25 protein-coding genes are annotated in these 15200 nt (G+C 50.5%); all 25 read left to right on the top strand.

What is annotated here, in order from left to right; all coding sequences use genetic code 11:
* Positions 1 to 399: a 30S ribosomal protein S8 gene (gene rpsH / locus KKH67_02545; protein ID MBU1318055.1), complete on the top strand. Its 399-nt coding sequence runs from the start codon at positions 1 to 3 to the stop codon at positions 397 to 399.
* Between the two features lie 10 nt (positions 400 to 409).
* Positions 410 to 946 carry a 50S ribosomal protein L6 gene (gene rplF, locus KKH67_02540; GenBank protein ID MBU1318054.1) on the top strand — a complete coding sequence of 179 codons (537 nt, stop codon included), beginning with the start codon at positions 410 to 412 and terminating at the stop codon, positions 944 to 946.
* A gap of 57 nt (positions 947 to 1003) precedes the next feature.
* A complete protein-coding gene (gene rplR / locus KKH67_02535) occupies positions 1004 to 1348 on the top strand; it encodes a 50S ribosomal protein L18 (protein MBU1318053.1) in 345 nt (114 codons plus the stop codon).
* A gap of 17 nt (positions 1349 to 1365) precedes the next feature.
* A complete protein-coding gene (rpsE, locus tag KKH67_02530; GenBank protein MBU1318052.1) occupies positions 1366 to 1893 on the top strand; it encodes a 30S ribosomal protein S5 in 528 nt (175 codons plus the stop codon).
* Positions 1883 to 2062 carry a 50S ribosomal protein L30 gene (rpmD, locus tag KKH67_02525; protein ID MBU1318051.1) on the top strand — a complete coding sequence of 60 codons (180 nt, stop codon included), beginning with the start codon at positions 1883 to 1885 and terminating at the stop codon, positions 2060 to 2062. Before rpsE ends, rpmD begins: the two co-directional genes overlap by 11 nt.
* A complete protein-coding gene (gene rplO, locus KKH67_02520) occupies positions 2062 to 2505 on the top strand; it encodes a 50S ribosomal protein L15 (GenBank protein MBU1318050.1) in 444 nt (147 codons plus the stop codon). The genes rpmD and rplO overlap by 1 nt, the downstream gene beginning before the upstream one ends.
* A complete protein-coding gene (gene secY, locus KKH67_02515) occupies positions 2506 to 3819 on the top strand; it encodes a preprotein translocase subunit SecY (GenBank protein ID MBU1318049.1) in 1314 nt (437 codons plus the stop codon).
* On the top strand, positions 3819 to 4466 hold the full coding sequence (locus tag KKH67_02510; protein MBU1318048.1) for an adenylate kinase: 648 nt from the start codon (positions 3819 to 3821) through the stop codon (positions 4464 to 4466). Before secY ends, KKH67_02510 begins: the two co-directional genes overlap by 1 nt.
* Positions 4467 to 4468: 2 nt before the next feature.
* A complete protein-coding gene (gene map, locus KKH67_02505) occupies positions 4469 to 5215 on the top strand; it encodes a type I methionyl aminopeptidase (GenBank protein MBU1318047.1) in 747 nt (248 codons plus the stop codon).
* Between the two features lie 2 nt (positions 5216 to 5217).
* Positions 5218 to 5436 carry a translation initiation factor IF-1 gene (gene infA, locus KKH67_02500; protein MBU1318046.1) on the top strand — a complete coding sequence of 73 codons (219 nt, stop codon included), beginning with the start codon at positions 5218 to 5220 and terminating at the stop codon, positions 5434 to 5436.
* Positions 5437 to 5449: 13 nt separating this feature from the next.
* Positions 5450 to 5563, top strand: a complete 114-nt coding sequence (rpmJ, locus tag KKH67_02495) for a 50S ribosomal protein L36 (GenBank protein ID MBU1318045.1) — start codon at positions 5450 to 5452, stop codon at positions 5561 to 5563.
* A gap of 9 nt (positions 5564 to 5572) precedes the next feature.
* Entirely contained in the window at positions 5573 to 5956 is a 384-nt protein-coding gene (rpsM, locus tag KKH67_02490; GenBank protein MBU1318044.1) for a 30S ribosomal protein S13, read from the top strand.
* 35 nt (positions 5957 to 5991) lie between these two features.
* The gene (rpsK, locus tag KKH67_02485) at positions 5992 to 6384 is read left to right on the top strand and encodes a 30S ribosomal protein S11 (protein ID MBU1318043.1); all 393 of its coding nucleotides are present in this window, start codon (positions 5992 to 5994) and stop codon (positions 6382 to 6384) included.
* A 10-nt stretch (positions 6385 to 6394) separates the two neighbouring features.
* A complete protein-coding gene (gene rpsD, locus KKH67_02480) occupies positions 6395 to 7024 on the top strand; it encodes a 30S ribosomal protein S4 (protein ID MBU1318042.1) in 630 nt (209 codons plus the stop codon).
* An 18-nt stretch (positions 7025 to 7042) separates the two neighbouring features.
* Positions 7043 to 8029: a DNA-directed RNA polymerase subunit alpha gene (locus tag KKH67_02475; protein MBU1318041.1), complete on the top strand. Its 987-nt coding sequence runs from the start codon at positions 7043 to 7045 to the stop codon at positions 8027 to 8029.
* 6 nt (positions 8030 to 8035) lie between these two features.
* Positions 8036 to 8599 carry a 50S ribosomal protein L17 gene (rplQ, locus tag KKH67_02470; protein MBU1318040.1) on the top strand — a complete coding sequence of 188 codons (564 nt, stop codon included), beginning with the start codon at positions 8036 to 8038 and terminating at the stop codon, positions 8597 to 8599.
* A 226-nt stretch (positions 8600 to 8825) separates the two neighbouring features.
* Positions 8826 to 9248: a flagellar basal body rod protein FlgB gene (gene flgB, locus KKH67_02465; GenBank protein MBU1318039.1), complete on the top strand. Its 423-nt coding sequence runs from the start codon at positions 8826 to 8828 to the stop codon at positions 9246 to 9248.
* A gap of 19 nt (positions 9249 to 9267) precedes the next feature.
* Positions 9268 to 9762 carry a flagellar basal body rod protein FlgC gene (flgC, locus tag KKH67_02460; GenBank protein ID MBU1318038.1) on the top strand — a complete coding sequence of 165 codons (495 nt, stop codon included), beginning with the start codon at positions 9268 to 9270 and terminating at the stop codon, positions 9760 to 9762.
* 10 nt (positions 9763 to 9772) lie between these two features.
* Entirely contained in the window at positions 9773 to 10048 is a 276-nt protein-coding gene (locus KKH67_02455) for a hypothetical protein (GenBank protein ID MBU1318037.1), read from the top strand.
* The gene (fliE, locus tag KKH67_02450; GenBank protein MBU1318036.1) at positions 10045 to 10350 is read left to right on the top strand and encodes a flagellar hook-basal body complex protein FliE; all 306 of its coding nucleotides are present in this window, start codon (positions 10045 to 10047) and stop codon (positions 10348 to 10350) included. Before KKH67_02455 ends, fliE begins: the two co-directional genes overlap by 4 nt.
* 13 nt (positions 10351 to 10363) lie before the next feature.
* Complete coding sequence (gene fliF / locus KKH67_02445; GenBank protein ID MBU1318035.1) at positions 10364 to 11899, top strand: flagellar M-ring protein FliF; 1536 nt, start codon at positions 10364 to 10366, stop codon at positions 11897 to 11899.
* Positions 11900 to 11903: 4 nt separating this feature from the next.
* Positions 11904 to 12920, top strand: a complete 1017-nt coding sequence (gene fliG, locus KKH67_02440; protein MBU1318034.1) for a flagellar motor switch protein FliG — start codon at positions 11904 to 11906, stop codon at positions 12918 to 12920.
* Complete coding sequence (locus KKH67_02435) at positions 12913 to 13557, top strand: hypothetical protein (GenBank protein MBU1318033.1); 645 nt, start codon at positions 12913 to 12915, stop codon at positions 13555 to 13557. Before fliG ends, KKH67_02435 begins: the two co-directional genes overlap by 8 nt.
* On the top strand, positions 13557 to 14954 hold the full coding sequence (locus tag KKH67_02430; GenBank protein MBU1318032.1) for a FliI/YscN family ATPase: 1398 nt from the start codon (positions 13557 to 13559) through the stop codon (positions 14952 to 14954). Before KKH67_02435 ends, KKH67_02430 begins: the two co-directional genes overlap by 1 nt.
* The coding region (locus KKH67_02425; GenBank protein MBU1318031.1) for a flagellar FliJ family protein at positions 14866 to 15200 on the top strand (335 nt) is incomplete at its 3' end. The genes KKH67_02430 and KKH67_02425, both read left to right, overlap by 89 nt.

Here is a 15200-nt window from a genome sequence, read left to right as displayed (position 1 = left end):
ATGAGCATGACTGATCCGATATCCGATATGCTGACGCGTATCAGAAACGCCGCAAAGGCACAGCACAAAGTGGTCGACATACCGTCGTCCGGAATAAAGATTGAGATCGCTCGAATTCTGCACGACCTCGGATTCATCAGGGAATATTCTGTAGCGCCGGACAGCAAGCAGGGCGTCCTGCGTGTGTTCCTCAAGTATACGAAGCGCGATGAGAGCGTAATCATGGGGCTTCGGAGAGTTTCGAAGCCGGGCCTTAGAAAGTATGTGACGATTGACGACATGAAGAAGCTTGGTTATCAGGTTGGGACCACAATCATCTCAACTTCCCGAGGCATCATGACCCATGATGAGGCTCTTAAAGCCGGTGTCGGCGGCGAAGCCATGCTCAGGGTTTGGTAAAGGAGATAGGATGTCGCGTATAGGAAAGCAGCCGATCAGTATCCCAGGCAAGGTGAAGTTCGAGATAGTCGACAATAGAGTCACCGTTACCGGTCCGAAGGGGACTATTGAGTTTGAGCATCATCCAAAGATGCGGGTAGCCATGGAAGATTCCACGGTTAACATCTATCGGCCTGATGACAGCAAAACGAGCCGGGCCTTGCACGGATTGACTCGCGCTCTCATCAGCAACATGGTCGTCGGCGTAAGTGAAGGTTTCAAAAAGTCGCTGGAGATCATCGGTGTTGGATACCGCGCTGAGATGAAGGGATCGAGCATTCAGCTTGCTCTCGGCTTTTCTCATCCCATTGTTCTGGTTCCACCTCCCGGCATAAGCATAGAAGTTGAAGGGACTAATAAAATTCACGTTTCAGGAATAGACAAGCAGCTTGTTGGCGAGATTGCTGCAAAGATTCGCAGCTTCCGCCGTCCGGAACCATATAAAGGCAAAGGCATCAGATACCAAGGCGAGCAGGTTCGACGCAAAGCTGGCAAGACTGCAGCCTAACATATAGAGATACCTGATATGGCAGATCTAAGAAAACAGCATTTAAAAAGAGCTCAAATGCGCAAGCGCAGAACAAGGCGCGTGCGCAAGCCGATTGTTGGCACAGCAGATCGACCGAGGCTTGCCGTTCATCGGAGTCTTAACGGAATGTACGTCCAGATTATTGATGACACACAGGGCGTAACGTTGGCAGCGGCCAGTACGAGAGACCCCGGAGTCATTGCGACTCTCGAGCCTGAAGACACGCGGATAAAGAAGAGCTTTAAGGTCGGTCTCAAGATCGCGGAGCTGGCAAAGGAGAAGGGAATCGAAGCAGTAGCATTCGATCGCCATGGGTTCCTTTACCACGGCAGGATCAAAGCTGTCGCCGACGGAGCCCGCAAGGGTGGATTGAAGTTATAGTTTGAGAAGGAAATAATATGTGGCGAAATCAACCCAGATACGAGTCTGAAGGGTTCGAGCTCGAGGAAAAAATTATTAACGTGAACCGCGTCGCCAAGGTCGTCAAGGGAGGACGGAGGTTCTCGTTTACAGCGTTGGTATCTGTCGGTGACAGAGACGGCTCTGTCGGTATTGGCCTCGGCAAGGCTTCTGAGGTTTCGGATGCAATCCGAAAGGCCAGCGAAGCGGCACGTAAGTCGATGACCAAGGTTTCCATAGTTGGAGGCACCATTCCACATCAGGTTGTAGGTCGCTTTGGAGCTGCCAGAGTTCTGCTGCGCCCAGCCTCTCCCGGTACCGGCGTGATCGCCGGAGGCGCGGTGCGCGCTATCTTGGAGTCAGCCGGTGTGCAGGATGTGTTGACGAAATCCCTTGGTTCACCGAACCCGCAAAATGTGGTCAAGGCGACGATGAACGGACTGAAATCTCTCCGTACGAAACAGCAAGCACTTGACTATCGTGGTGCTCAGCCTGCCGTTCAGAAGGGTGAGCCTGATGAAGCTTAAGATTACGCAAGTCAGGAGTTCCATCGGCAGAAGGTGGGATCAGGAAGCGACGCTGCGCGCGCTCGGCCTGAGAAAGATGCACCATACAGTAACTCACAACGACACACCGCAGATTCGCGGGATGGTTCGCAAGATAACGCATTTGTTGAAGGTTGAGGAGATAAGTTGATGGATCTCGGTAGCTTAGAAAAGCCAAAAGGCTCGACCAAGAACCGGAAGAGAATTGGACGAGGTCCCGGCAGCGGCACAGGCAAGACCAGTGGCAAGGGTCACAAAGGTCAGCAAGCCAGGTCTGGCGCGAAAAACAAATATTGGATGGAAGGCGGGCAGATGCCGCTGCACAGAAGACTGCCGAAACGTGGATTCAAGAGCTTGGATCATACGAACTATCAGGTGGTCAATGTTGGGCAGCTTGCCAGCAAGATTTCTGAGCCGACCGAGATCGGACCAGAGCAGATGAAGTCTGCGGGTCTGATAAGTACTCTGAACAAGCCGGTTAAGATACTTGGTAATGGTGACATTTCGGTTGCATGTACAGTTCTCGCACAAGCCTGCAGCAAGTCCGCACGAGCAAAGCTGGAAGCCGCAGGGGGGAAGGTGGAGATTATCTAGATGCTCGAGTCATTCCAAAATGCATTCAAGATCAAAGAGCTGAGAAATCGCATATTCTTCACGTTGTTCATTCTAGTGATTTACCGGCTCGGCGGTCATATTCCGACACCCGGGATTGACGCGCATGCTCTAAAGTCGTTTTTCGACTCTCAGGCCGCATCCCTACTTGGAATGTTCGACCTGTTCGTCGGTGGCGCGTTCCAGAAGGCGACTATTTTCGCTCTTGGAATTATGCCATACATCTCTGCTTCAATTATTCTTCAGCTGCTGACTCCGGTAGTACCGTATTTTCAGAAGCTGCAGAAAGAGGGTGAAGAGGGACGGCGAAAAATCACGCAGTACACTCGTTACGGAACTGTACTGATCGCCGCTATGCAGGCATGGGGCACCGCGATTTATCTGCAGAGTATCACGCTGCCGTCGGGAGTCACTGCGGTACCGAATCCGGGGTTTGGTTTCCTGGGGTTGACAGTGCTGACGTTCACATCAGGCACGATCTTTATAATGTGGCTGGGTGAGCAGATAACCGAGCGCGGTATCGGAAATGGAATCTCGCTCATAATTCTCATCGGCATCATCGCACGATTTATTCCCGCGGTAATCGATGAGGTTCAGTTGATGATAACCGGCGTTCGTGGAATCATCACCGAGGCCATAATCGTGGCGTTCCTCATCGCAGTTATCGCAGCAATCGTTCTTGTTACGAGGGCACAACGACGGATCCCGGTTCAGTATGCGAAGCGCGTGGTAGGGCGAAAAATGTATGGCGGACAGTCGACACATCTTCCGCTGTCGGTAAACACCGCCGGTGTTATCCCGATCATTTTTGCTCAGTCGATCATGTTCGCTCCGTCGACACTTGCTACGTTCTTCCCGAGCAATGAAGTTGTAGCGATGATAGTATCGTATTTCGATCCGAGGGCGCTCACATACAACATCATCTATGCTGTTGTGATTGTCTTCTTCGCATTCTTCTACACCGCGATCGTTATTAATCCGGTGGAACTCGCAGACAATATGAAGAAACAGGGCGGTTTCATTCCTGGCATCAGACCTGGAAAAAGAACGGCTGACTACATAGATAGAGTCCTGACACGCATTACGCTGCCGGGCGCGATATTCTTTGCCATGATAGCTATTCTTCCGAACTTGCTGATGAAATATGCCGGTGTGACATTTTACTTCGGCGGTACCGGGATCCTCATCGTGGTCGGTGTGGCGCTCGACACACTGCAACAAATGGAATCGCATCTTATTATGCGCCATTATGATGGATTCATGAAGAAGGGTCGCATCAGGGGGAGGTCGATGTAATGTTGGTCATTATGCTGGGTCCTCCGGGCTCTGGAAAAGGTACGCAGGCTGCGAAGCTCGCAAGTTCCAAGGACATGGTCCACCTATCAACCGGTGATATTCTTCGCAAGGCAGTTAAGGATGGGACAGAACTTGGCCTTAAGGCTAAGACCTATATGGATGCGGGTGATCTCGTACCTGATAACCTGATTCTGGGATTGATCAAGGAGCGCCTTGAAAGCGATAGATCGAATTTCCTTTTTGACGGATTTCCCCGGACAATCCCACAGGCCGAAGGGCTTGATGGGATGCTCGGAAGCATCAAGTCCAAAATCGACATGGTGCTCGACTTGGCAGTGTCGGATGGAGAGGTTGTTAACCGGCTTTCCGGGAGATACTTCTGTCCGTCTTGTCAGGCGACGTACAACTATCCGAACAAGCTCCCCAGGAAAGAGGGCATCTGCGACAAGTGCAATGTCGACTTGGCCAAGCGCAAGGATGATTCGAAAGAAGTTGTGATAAATCGACTGAAAGTTTACAAGGAGCAGACTGAACCGCTGCAGAATTACTATAAGAAGCAAAGTGTGCTTAAGAGTGTTGACGGCGAACGCGCGATTGATGAGATATTCGCGGACCTCGCATCACTTGTGGATTCTGCAAACGGCTAGGAATGATAGAGCTGAAGACAGAGGCAGAGATTGAGAAAATGCGCGTTGCGGCCCAAATTGTCGCCAGAGCGCTAGACTTGATAGGAGAACAGATAAGGCCGGGAATCACTACAGGGGAACTTGACGAGATAGCTGACGGTTTCATCCGTTCGAAGGGAGCGGTGCCGGCATTTCTCGGTTACCAGGATTACCCGAAGTCGATTTGTGTGTCTATCGATGACGAAGTTGTTCACGGGATTCCATCGCGGAAGCGAGTGATCAGAAAGGGACAGATAGTGTCGGTCGATATTGGCAGCTTAATCGACGGTTTCAATGGTGATTCAGCAAGAACGTTTGCTGTAGGTGACATTCCCGAAGAGTCTCGCAGGCTCCTCGACGTGACTTCTCAGTCGCTGAGAGATGGGATTGCGAAGGCTCGCGCAGGTAACAGGCTTGGAGACATATCGAACGCAGTGCAGGTGAGAGCGGAAGGCGCAGGTTTCAGCGTTGTGAGGGATCTCGTTGGACACGGGATCGGACGCGCAATGCACGAGGAACCTCAAATTCCCAATTACGGGTCTCCCGGCACGGGCGTCCTGCTCAAAGCCGGAATGGTACTTGCGATTGAGCCGATGGTCAATGCAGGAGGTTACAACGTCAAGACCAAGCCGGATGGATGGACAATTGTCACTGCAGACGGTTCGTTGTCGGCTCATTTTGAGCACACGATTGCCGTAACAGAGGCCGAACCGGAGGTTCTGACAGAGTAGACATGGCAAAACAGGAAACAATTCAGGTTGAAGGCAAGGTAATCGAACCTCTGCCGAATGCGATGTTCAAGGTTGAACTCGAAAACGGCCATAAGGTTCTTGCGCACATATCGGGGAAAATGAGAATGCACTATATCAAGATCCTTCCAGGTGACAGAGTGACCGTAGAGCTTTCACCTTACGATCTAAATCGAGGAAGAATCACTTATCGCTATAAGTAGGTGAGAGGTTAATATGAAAGTTCGCTCATCAGTGAAGAAACGTTGTGAACACTGCAAGATCATCCGCAGACGCGGAGTCGTTAGGGTGATCTGCAAGAACCCGCGCCACAAACAGAGGCAGGGTTAAGGAGGTATCGTGGCTCGCATTGCAGGCGTCGATCTGCCGAGAGAGAAACGGATCGAAGTCGCGCTGACCTACATTTACGGTATCGGCCCGGCTTCCGCAAAGAGCATTTTGAAGGCGACCCGTCTCAGCCCTGATTTGCGCGTACATTCGCTGACCGACGAAGATGTCAACAGGCTGCGCGGTGTGATAGAGACCGAACACAAGGTCGAGGGTGCCCTGAGAAGTGAGATCGCTATGAACATCAAGCGTCTCATCGATATCGGATCGTACAGAGGTTTACGTCACCGCAGGGGTCTTCCGATGAGAGGCCAGCGTACGAAAACCAACGCACGCACACGTAAGGGTCCTAAGAAGACTGTGGGTGGAAAGAAGAAAGCCCCCGCAATCAAGTAGTAGAATATTCTTTGCTTATAATAACGGGAGATTAAGTGGCAGATCCAAAACGCAAACGTCTGAAGAAGAAACCAAAGCGCGCCGAGGCAGTCGGTGTGGCTCATATTCAGGCGACATTCAATAATACGATTGTCTGCATTACCGACACAACCGGGAAGGTTCTTTCTTGGTCGTCCGCGGGCAAAGCCGGTTTCAAGGGCTCCAAGAAGAGCACACCATTTGCCGCTCAATTGGCGGCCAATACGACTGCGAAGGAAGCCATGGATCTCGGCGTAAGGAAAGTCGAAGTATGGGTGAAGGGTCCCGGATCGGGCAGAGAGGCCGCTATTCGCTCTCTGCAGGCTTCCGGCCTGGACATAACGTTCATCAAGGATGTTACTCCGATTCCGCACAACGGCTGTCGTCCACCCAAGCGCAGGCGCGTATAGGAGATCATAAATGGCAAGATATACAAATGCAGTTTGCAAACTGTGCAGGCGTGAAGGAGAGAAGCTCTTTCTGAAGGGAAGCCGGTGCAGTACTGAGAAATGTTCCTATGAGCGCAGGGGCTATCCACCGGGACAGCATGGGCAGAACATGAGACGAAAAGTCTCCGGGTATGGAATCCAATTGCGCGAAAAGCAGAAAGTCCGTAGGATCTATGGCATCCTGGAGAAGCAGTTCCACAACTACTATGTCAAGGCAGCCCGGGCGAAAGGAATCACGGGTGAAAACCTGCTTTCTTTTCTCGAGAGACGTTTGGATAACTTCGTCTATCGGCTCGGTTTCGCACCGTCGCGAAACTCGGCAAGGCAGTTGGTCAGTCACCGTCATTTTACGGTTAATGACCGAATCGTCGATATCCCGTCCTTCACATTGCGTCCAGGAGACATTGTCAAGGTCCGCGAGAAGAGCAAGAATCTCGATCTAATCCATTCTGCTCTGAGAGATTCAGACCGCTCAGTGGATATTCCATGGCTGCGTCTCAACAAGGCCGCACTCGAGGGTGAATTGCTTGAAGTCCCGAAACGTGCCGACATTCCAGTCGTCGTTTCAGAACAGCTCATTGTGGAGCTCTACTCCAAGTAGGATAGGGAGGCTGTATTCATGAAATGGAAAAATCTTCAGATGCCGAGAGAGGTCGCCAGGGACGAGGTTGATACCCCGCTGTTTTTCGGTAGATACGTGATGGAGCCGTTGGAGCGCGGCTTTGGAAACACCATTGGCAACGCTCTGAGACGGATCCTGCTCTCCTCGCTGCAAGGGTCGGCTGTTGTCTCGATGCGAATCGAGGGAATTCAGCATGAATTCTCCAGTATCCCCGGAGTCTACGAGGATGTTACTGACATAGTCCTCAATGTGAAGAAGCTCTGGGTGAGCATGGATTCGGATGAGATGAAGACGATCACGCTGGAATGCGACGGCAAGGGCAAGTATTCCGCAAAGGACCTGCAGTGTCCTCCTGAAATCGAGATCATAAACAAAGATCAACATCTTGTTGAGTTAACCGACGACACCAAGCTGAGACTTGAACTCGACATCGACACCGGCCGGAGTTATGTGCTTTCGGAGCAGAATAAACGCCCCGATGCTCCGACAGGGACGATATTTGTCGATTCTCTTTTCTCACCGGTCGTCAAGGTGAACTACGTTGTTGAGAATACACGAGTAGGGCAGAGAACGGATTATGATCGCCTTACGATGGAAGTATCCACCAATGGAGTGGTTACACCTGAGGATGCTCTCGGTTATGCTGCAAAACTGCTCAAAGATCATCTTCAGTTCTTCATCCACACCGAGGAAGAGATTGAAGTCGAAGAAGAACAAGAAGAGGATGAGGAAACTCTGCGAATCAGGCAGCTTCTCCAAACGCGTGTCGACGAACTCGAGCTTTCTGTCAGATCGTCGAACTGCCTCAGGGCCGCCAATATCCAGATCCTGGGCGATCTCGTGCGCCGGACTGAATCCGAGATGCTGAAGTACAGGAATTTCGGACGGAAGTCGCTCAATGAACTTAATGCTATTCTGGATGAGCTCGGGCTTTCGTTTGGAATGGATGTCGAGAAGTATCTCGAATCAAGAAAGAAGGATTAGTCGATAATGCGACATGGGAAGAAGATTCATAAGCTGGAACGGCCAAAAGCTCATCGAGAAGCCCTGATATCGAATCTGGCTCAAGCTTTGATTACACACAGAAGGATCAAAACGACTGAGTCAAAGGCGAAGGCTCTCAAGCCGGTGATCGACAAACTGGTCAGCACGGCCAAAGAGAATACCGTCAGCGCCCGACGACTCGCAGCCAAGACAATCAAGAGCAAAGAACTCCTCAAGAAGCTCTTCGATGAAATCGCCCCCGAAATGATGGACAGAAATTCGGGATACTCCAGGATCATGAGAATCGGAGTTCGGCAGGGTGATGGCGCGGAACTGGTTTTGATCGAACTTATTTCCGCCTCTCACGTCGATGATGATGAAACAGCTAAGAAGGGCAAGAGCAAGAAGGCGAAAGCCACCAAGAAAGCTGCTCCTTCCGCGAAGAAGGCAAAGGCTGAGACAGCAGAGACTGTGGAAGCTGAGCCGGCATCGACGGAGTCTGAAGTTCAGAGTGAGGAACCTTCTTCTGGCGATGAGCCAGAGGGTTCCGACAAGAAGGCTGATTCCTGACAAATCAGCGCTGTTAACTGGCGATTTGAAGGCGGTCACTGACCGCCTTTTTCGTTCTATATATTTCCCCCCGGTAGGAAAATTATTCCGCTCCAGTCTGGATTCGCTTGTGCGACCATGCGGCGCACCCTGCTGTAATGTGCTGTCGTACCATACGTTACGAATGCTCTGCGCTGTATCTGCACATTGGCACCACACTTGCAATTGTATTTGCCGGAGAATTAGCATGAGCAACATAATTAACAAAGCGATTATTCAGAAAACTTCGATCCCGGTGCTCAAGCGCATGCTTGATCTATCTTCCTTAAGACATAAGTTGATAGCATCGAACGTTGCGAATGTCACCACGCCAGGCTACAAATCAAAATCTATCGATTTTGATGCTGAGCTTCGCAAGGCGCTCAAACCGGAGCATATGAAAGTCACCACGACTCACCCGGGGCACATTCCGCTGAGGTCATCGAAGGCATCTCCACCGAAAGTAAAGGTTGCTGAGGAGACTGATGAATCTAATGGTGTCAACTCTGTCGATATCGATCGCGAAATGGGCGATCTGGCTCAGAATCAGCTTGTCTACGAACTGGCAGCCAAACTCGCAGGCAACAAATTCAAAGCTTTGAAATCGGCCATCAGAGGACGTCCACTCTAATAAGGTCTGGAGATACAAAATGAGCGAATTCTTCTCTGCACTCAAGATATCAGGTTCCGGCATGGCTGTCCAGCGGCTGAAGCTGAACGCTACCGCAGAAAATATAGCCAACGCGGAGACGACTCGTACTCCTGAGGGGGGACCATACCGCCGCAAGAACGTGCAGATCGAGGCTGATGATCAGTCGATGAACTTCTCCGGAGAATTCAAGAGAGCAAGGCTCAATCTTGCTCAGACTCATGACAAGCACAAACCCAGTGTCAGGAGATTCAGTACGCAGAACGTGGAAGTCTCAGAAGCGAAGGGCAGAGTCATTACGAACCGTCGTCCTGAGATCAATATGGTCTACGATCCGACTCATCCTGACGCCGATGGAGATGGCTACGTAGCGATGCCGGATATCAATCTCGTAACGGAGATGGTCAACATGATGGTCGCATCACGGGCATTCGAGGCCAATGTAACGGCAGTCAGTGCAACCAAGGAAATGGTCTCCGAAGCAATGGGAATATAGGAGGATTTGAATGAAGATAAATCCGAATCTAATTCAGGCATACAGAAATATCCCTGATCCCGGCAGAGTAGCTGCTCAACAGCAAGGAAATTCCGGAAAGAGTGTTGGCAGGGCGAGCAGAGGCAAAGCCTCAGTGGAGATCACAGGATCGGATTTCCTCAGCATGCTGTCTAAGGCGGAGAAGCAGTTTCTTTCTGACAAATTTAGCACAACGACCACTCGCAAGGCTGACTCCGATTCGCGCGTCAGCAGTCAACGCGGGAGATTACTGGACATTAGAGTATGAATCCTGTTAAACTTGACATAGCATCTCAGATCAGCGGTTTACCTGTTCCGAGGCGTACCGATGATGTCAAACCGTCTGAGAATGAGTCATTCAAGAGCGTGCTGAAGTCGTTCGTGAATGATGTCAATGATTTACAGCACAAGGCAGCAGATGTGGAACATAAGTTCCTGACCGGTGAGATCTCAGATGTCCATCAGGTTATGCTGGCGTCTGAGGAAGCCTCCATAGGTTTCGAGCTTTTGATGGAAATTCGCAATAAGTTGGTTGAATCTTACAAAGAGATTATACGAACCCCAGCCTAGGTAGATTGATATCATGGAATTCATGAAGCATTACTACGATCATTTTTCATCTATCATTCGATCTATGACAGGGTCGCAGATGGTCCTGATGGTTTCGGTAGCTGCAGGCGTTATGGTAGCCGCGCTCTTTCTCTTCGGGGTATTCAAGAGCGTCACGTATGTAACTCTCTACTCCGACCTCGATTCAGAGTCGGTGGCTGAAGTTATCGACCGTCTGGATGAGTTAAGTATCAAGCACGAGATAGCTGAAGGCGGTAATACCGTGAAGGTTCCGTCGGGCGATGTTTACAGTGCACGGATGCGGTTGGCCGCTCTCGGGCTTCCCAAGTCGGGTACTGTGGGATATTCCATTTTTGATCAGACCAATCTCGGAATGACCGAATTCCTGCAGAAAATCAACTTCCGGCGTGCGCTTGAGGGTGAGCTTGCAAGATCTGTCATGGCATTGGGCAATGTAGATGCTGCTCGCGTGCATGTTGTAATTCCTGAGGATCATCTTTTTGAGGAAGACAAGCGGCCTCCAACTGCCTCGGTACTGCTGAAACTATCTACAGGCAGCACCGTCACTCCGAGACAGATACGCGGTATCACGCATCTCATAGCCGCATCAGTAGAGGGGATGAGCCCCGACAACATATCGATAATCGATTACAACGGAAACCTGCTGACGCAGACGACAGGCACAGATGAGCTTGCGTCGCTCTCCGGTACTCAGCTCGAACTACGCAAGAATGTCGAAAAATACCTCGAAAACAAAGCGCAGACCCTTCTGGATAATTCTGTTGGAAACGGTAAATCTATAGTGAGAGTGACAGCGTCCCTCAACTTCAATCAGTCAGAAACAACATTGGAGCAATACGATCCTGACAATCTGGCCGTGCGCAGCGAAGAGAGAACGGAAGAAAGCAACAGCGACGCGTCGTCGAACACACTGGATTCCACATCCACAAATACCAGCAGTACCGTTGAGAATTCCATCACAAATTACGAAGTGAACCGAACGGTTCAGCGAGTTGTCAATTCGGTCGGCAATATCGAGAAGCTGACCGTTGCTGTACTCGTAGACGGGCACTATGAGACAGTCCAGGGAGAAGATGGTGCAGGAGTTGTCGAATACAAACCCAGAGATGATGAAGAAATGAACAGGCTCACGGCGCTCGTCAAGAACGCCGTTGGATACGATGAGACGAGAAATGATAAGATAGAAGTTGTGAGTATGCAGTTTGACAGCCGCTCACTTGTGGACGATCAGAAATCGCTTGATGACATTTCTACACGAAGTTTCTACATGGATGTGGGAAAGAAAGTACTGATGCTGCTGGCTGCAGTATTTCTATTCTTCTATGGAAAGAAGAAAATCAAGAAATTGTTCGCGGCATTTGTGCAATATGTACCGCCGATGCCGAAAATCAACCCTATGACTCCACAACAGGAGTCGCCGGTGTCTGTGCAGCCACAAAAAATGCGTCTAGTGGATCAGATGAAAAAAACGGCGGAAGATCGTCCGGATGAGATCGCAAAAGTGATACGTACGATAATGACAGATTAGAGCTATGCCTGAAAAATACGAAGATTTGACAAATACGCAGAAGGCTGCTATTGCGCTTATCGCGTTCGGTACTGACGTCTCGGCTCAAGTGCTCAAGGACCTGGGTGACACTGATCTCGAGAAAATCACTATTGAGATCGCCAACATGAGAGATGTCCCATCCGATATTGAAGATATGGTGATTCAGGAGTGTCATGACATTTTCATGGCAAGACAGTATATCTCACAAGGTGGCATTGACTATGCCAGAGACGTGCTGGAGAAGGCGGTCGGCAAGAACAGGGCGATGGCTCTCATGAACAAGCTGGAAAGCTCTTTAATCACCTCAGGCTTTAATCTACTCAAGAATATCGATGCGAAACAGTTGGTTCAGTTCATTCAGAATGAACACCCTCAAACGATATCGTTGATATTAACGCAGGTTACACCGCCACAAGCGGCGGCTATTCTATCGGAACTGCCTCCTGAGCTGCAGTCGGAGGTCGCCATTAGAATTGCGACCATGGAGAAAATATCGCCGGAGGTGTTGAAGCAGATAGAGAGCACTCTCGAAGCGCACTTTGCAACAAATGCAGTACGCGATCTTTCGGTGTCTGGGGGAGCAAAAGCAATTGCCGACATTCTGAATCTTGTAGAGACATCCGCAGAGAAGAACATACTCCAGACCCTTGAAGCCGAAAACGCTGAACTTGCCGCCGATATCAAGAATATGATGTTTGTGTTTGACGACATAATCCTCCTTGATGACCGATCTGTTCAGCGATTGCTCAAAGAGGTCGAGACTAAGGATTTGTCAATCGCTTTGAAGGCTGCATCAGAAGAGGTTAAGAGTAAGATATACACGAACGTCTCGGAACGCGTCTCTGTGATGATCAAGGAAGAGATGGAGTACATGGGGCCGATGAGACTCTCCGATGTCGAGGCAGCACAGCAGAAGATTGTAGAAAGCATCCGCAGACTCGAAGAGGAAGGACAAATTGTCATTTCTGGCAGAGGCGGAAAGGAAGATATCGTTGTCTAAGCTTCTCCGTGATGTCAGGCTTTCTTCGGAGAAGTTCACTATAGGCGAGCTGCTCTCAGAGGAACCCGAAGTCAGGTATGTCACGGAAGCTGAATACAATCGGCTGGCTGCAAACGCTCAAGCTGAGAAAGAGCAGTGCTACAAAGACGGGTACGCCGACGGGCAACAGATGGGCTACGGCAAAGGAAGATCCGAGTCTCATGCTGCAACTGCGCAATTCAACCGTCTCATTCACGATGTCGAGAGCCAGCGGCTGGCGATATATCGGGAATCTGAAGTCGAACTCGTTGATCTTGCAGTTGCAATTGCTCGCAAGATCATTTCGAGCGAACTCGAAGGTTCAAAGGAGATCATTATTCACTCCGTCAGGAAAGCGGTCGAGCTCCTTCGTGATCGAAGTGTCTTGACACTTAAGGTGGCTCCCGAACAGGAATCACTCGTCAGGGAGAGTCTTGACAGTCTCTATGATCTCGACGACAGAATTGAGAAGATAGATATTGTGCCCGATCGACGTGTCGGCTCTGGCGGATGCATAGTCGAGACAGAATCGGGGAATGTGGATGCCAGAATAGAGACCGAACTACAGAATATAGAAACCGCTCTCAAAAAAGCTAACTCCAGCGAAGCGTCAGAGTGATGACGTCCTCATTTGACAAGTATAAAGACGCCCTCCGAGACTGCACGACGCTCAGGCAGCAAGGAAAGGTCACTCAGGTAATTGGACTCGTAATCTCCTCGACAGGACCATCGACCTCAATCGGTGAACTGTGCAGAATACATCCGAATGAGGGGGGACGTCCGATTCTTGCCGAGGTGGTAGGCTTCAAGGACCGTCAGGTCATGCTTATGCCGCTGGGGGAGATGCGGGGTATCAATCCCGGATCAGTTGTGGAGGCTACTGGAGAAACGCTGAGTGTCGGTGTCGGCAATGACTTGCTGGGACGTGTACTGGGAGGGCTCGGAGAGCCTATTGACGGGAAGGGCGCGATTAAGTCGGATATCAGCCGCCAGATATACGCTGATCCTCCCCATCCTCTCAAGCGCAAAAGAATAAACGCGCCCATGCTAACCGGTGTGAAGGCGATCGATACTTTCGCTACCTGCGGTCTGGGACAAAGACTTGGTATCTTCGCCGGATCTGGTGTCGGTAAAAGCGTGATGCTGGGCATGATAGCAAGACACTCGAGAGCGGATGTAAATGTCATCGGCCTGATAGGCGAACGGGGACGCGAAGTCAGAGACTTTCTGGAACGGGATCTCGGCGAAGATGGACTCAGCCGCTCAGTAGTAGTCAGTGTGACGTCAGATCAACCAGCGCTGATAAAGGTAAAAGGAGCCCTCGTTGCGACAACAATAGCAGAGCACTTCAGAGAGCAGGGTAAGAATGTGATTCTTATGATCGACTCGGTGACGAGGATCGCGCTTGCTCTAAGAGAGATAGGCCTGGCGGTTGGTGAACCGCCTGCAACTAAAGGATTCACTCCGTCGGTTTTCGCATTCCTTCCGAAATTCCTGGAACGTCCGGGATTGACAGAGAAGGGAAGCGTCACTGGACTCTACACTGTGCTCGTCGAAGGCGACGATTTCAACGAGCCTGTGTCAGATTCGGTGAGATCCATTCTTGACGGTCATGTCGCCTTGTCGCGGAAGCTCGCGAACAGAAATCACTATCCAGCAGTAGATATCCTGGATTCGATTTCGCGTGTAATGCCCGATGTAACAGACGTCGAACATAGGCGTATTGCGGGCCGGGCAAGAGAATTGATAGCCGCCTATGCCGAATCCGAGGACCTCATTTCGATCGGAGCATATGTAAAGGGATCCCATAAGCTGACAGATGAAGCCATCGTGAAGCATGACGATTTGAATGCACTCCTCAGACAGGAAATGTCGGAGCGGGGTGATCTGGAAAAAGATATAGACATACTAAGAGAGATAATAGACCGTGAAGAAATTTCAGTTCAGGCTGGAAAAAATCAAGAAGCTTCGAGAGGACAGCAAAAGGCAGGCACAGCGGGACTTCGCGCAGGCTAAGCTGGAAGAACTTCAGGAGCAGCGAGTACTCGAGAAACTTGAGGAAGAGGCGAGGCTACGGCGCCTCCGCGAACGGGATTCCCGTATCAAGAGAGTGATCCCCGCGATCCTCAGGAGGACCCACGATTACATCAAGCAAATCGACTTTTTGATAGGTCATCAGAGCGGCAGAGTAGCATCTGCATCCCTGCATTCAGAGGAATGTCGTGAGACGCTCGAGAAGGCAACCAAGGAAGAGAAGAAATT

This window comes from Candidatus Zixiibacteriota bacterium (genome assembly GCA_018820315.1).
Taxonomy (GTDB): domain Bacteria; phylum Zixibacteria; class MSB-5A5; order JAABVY01; family JAHJOQ01; genus JAHJOQ01.
The sequence above is the reverse complement of the archived record's forward strand: the minus strand, read 5'-3'. Positions and strand labels throughout refer to the sequence as shown.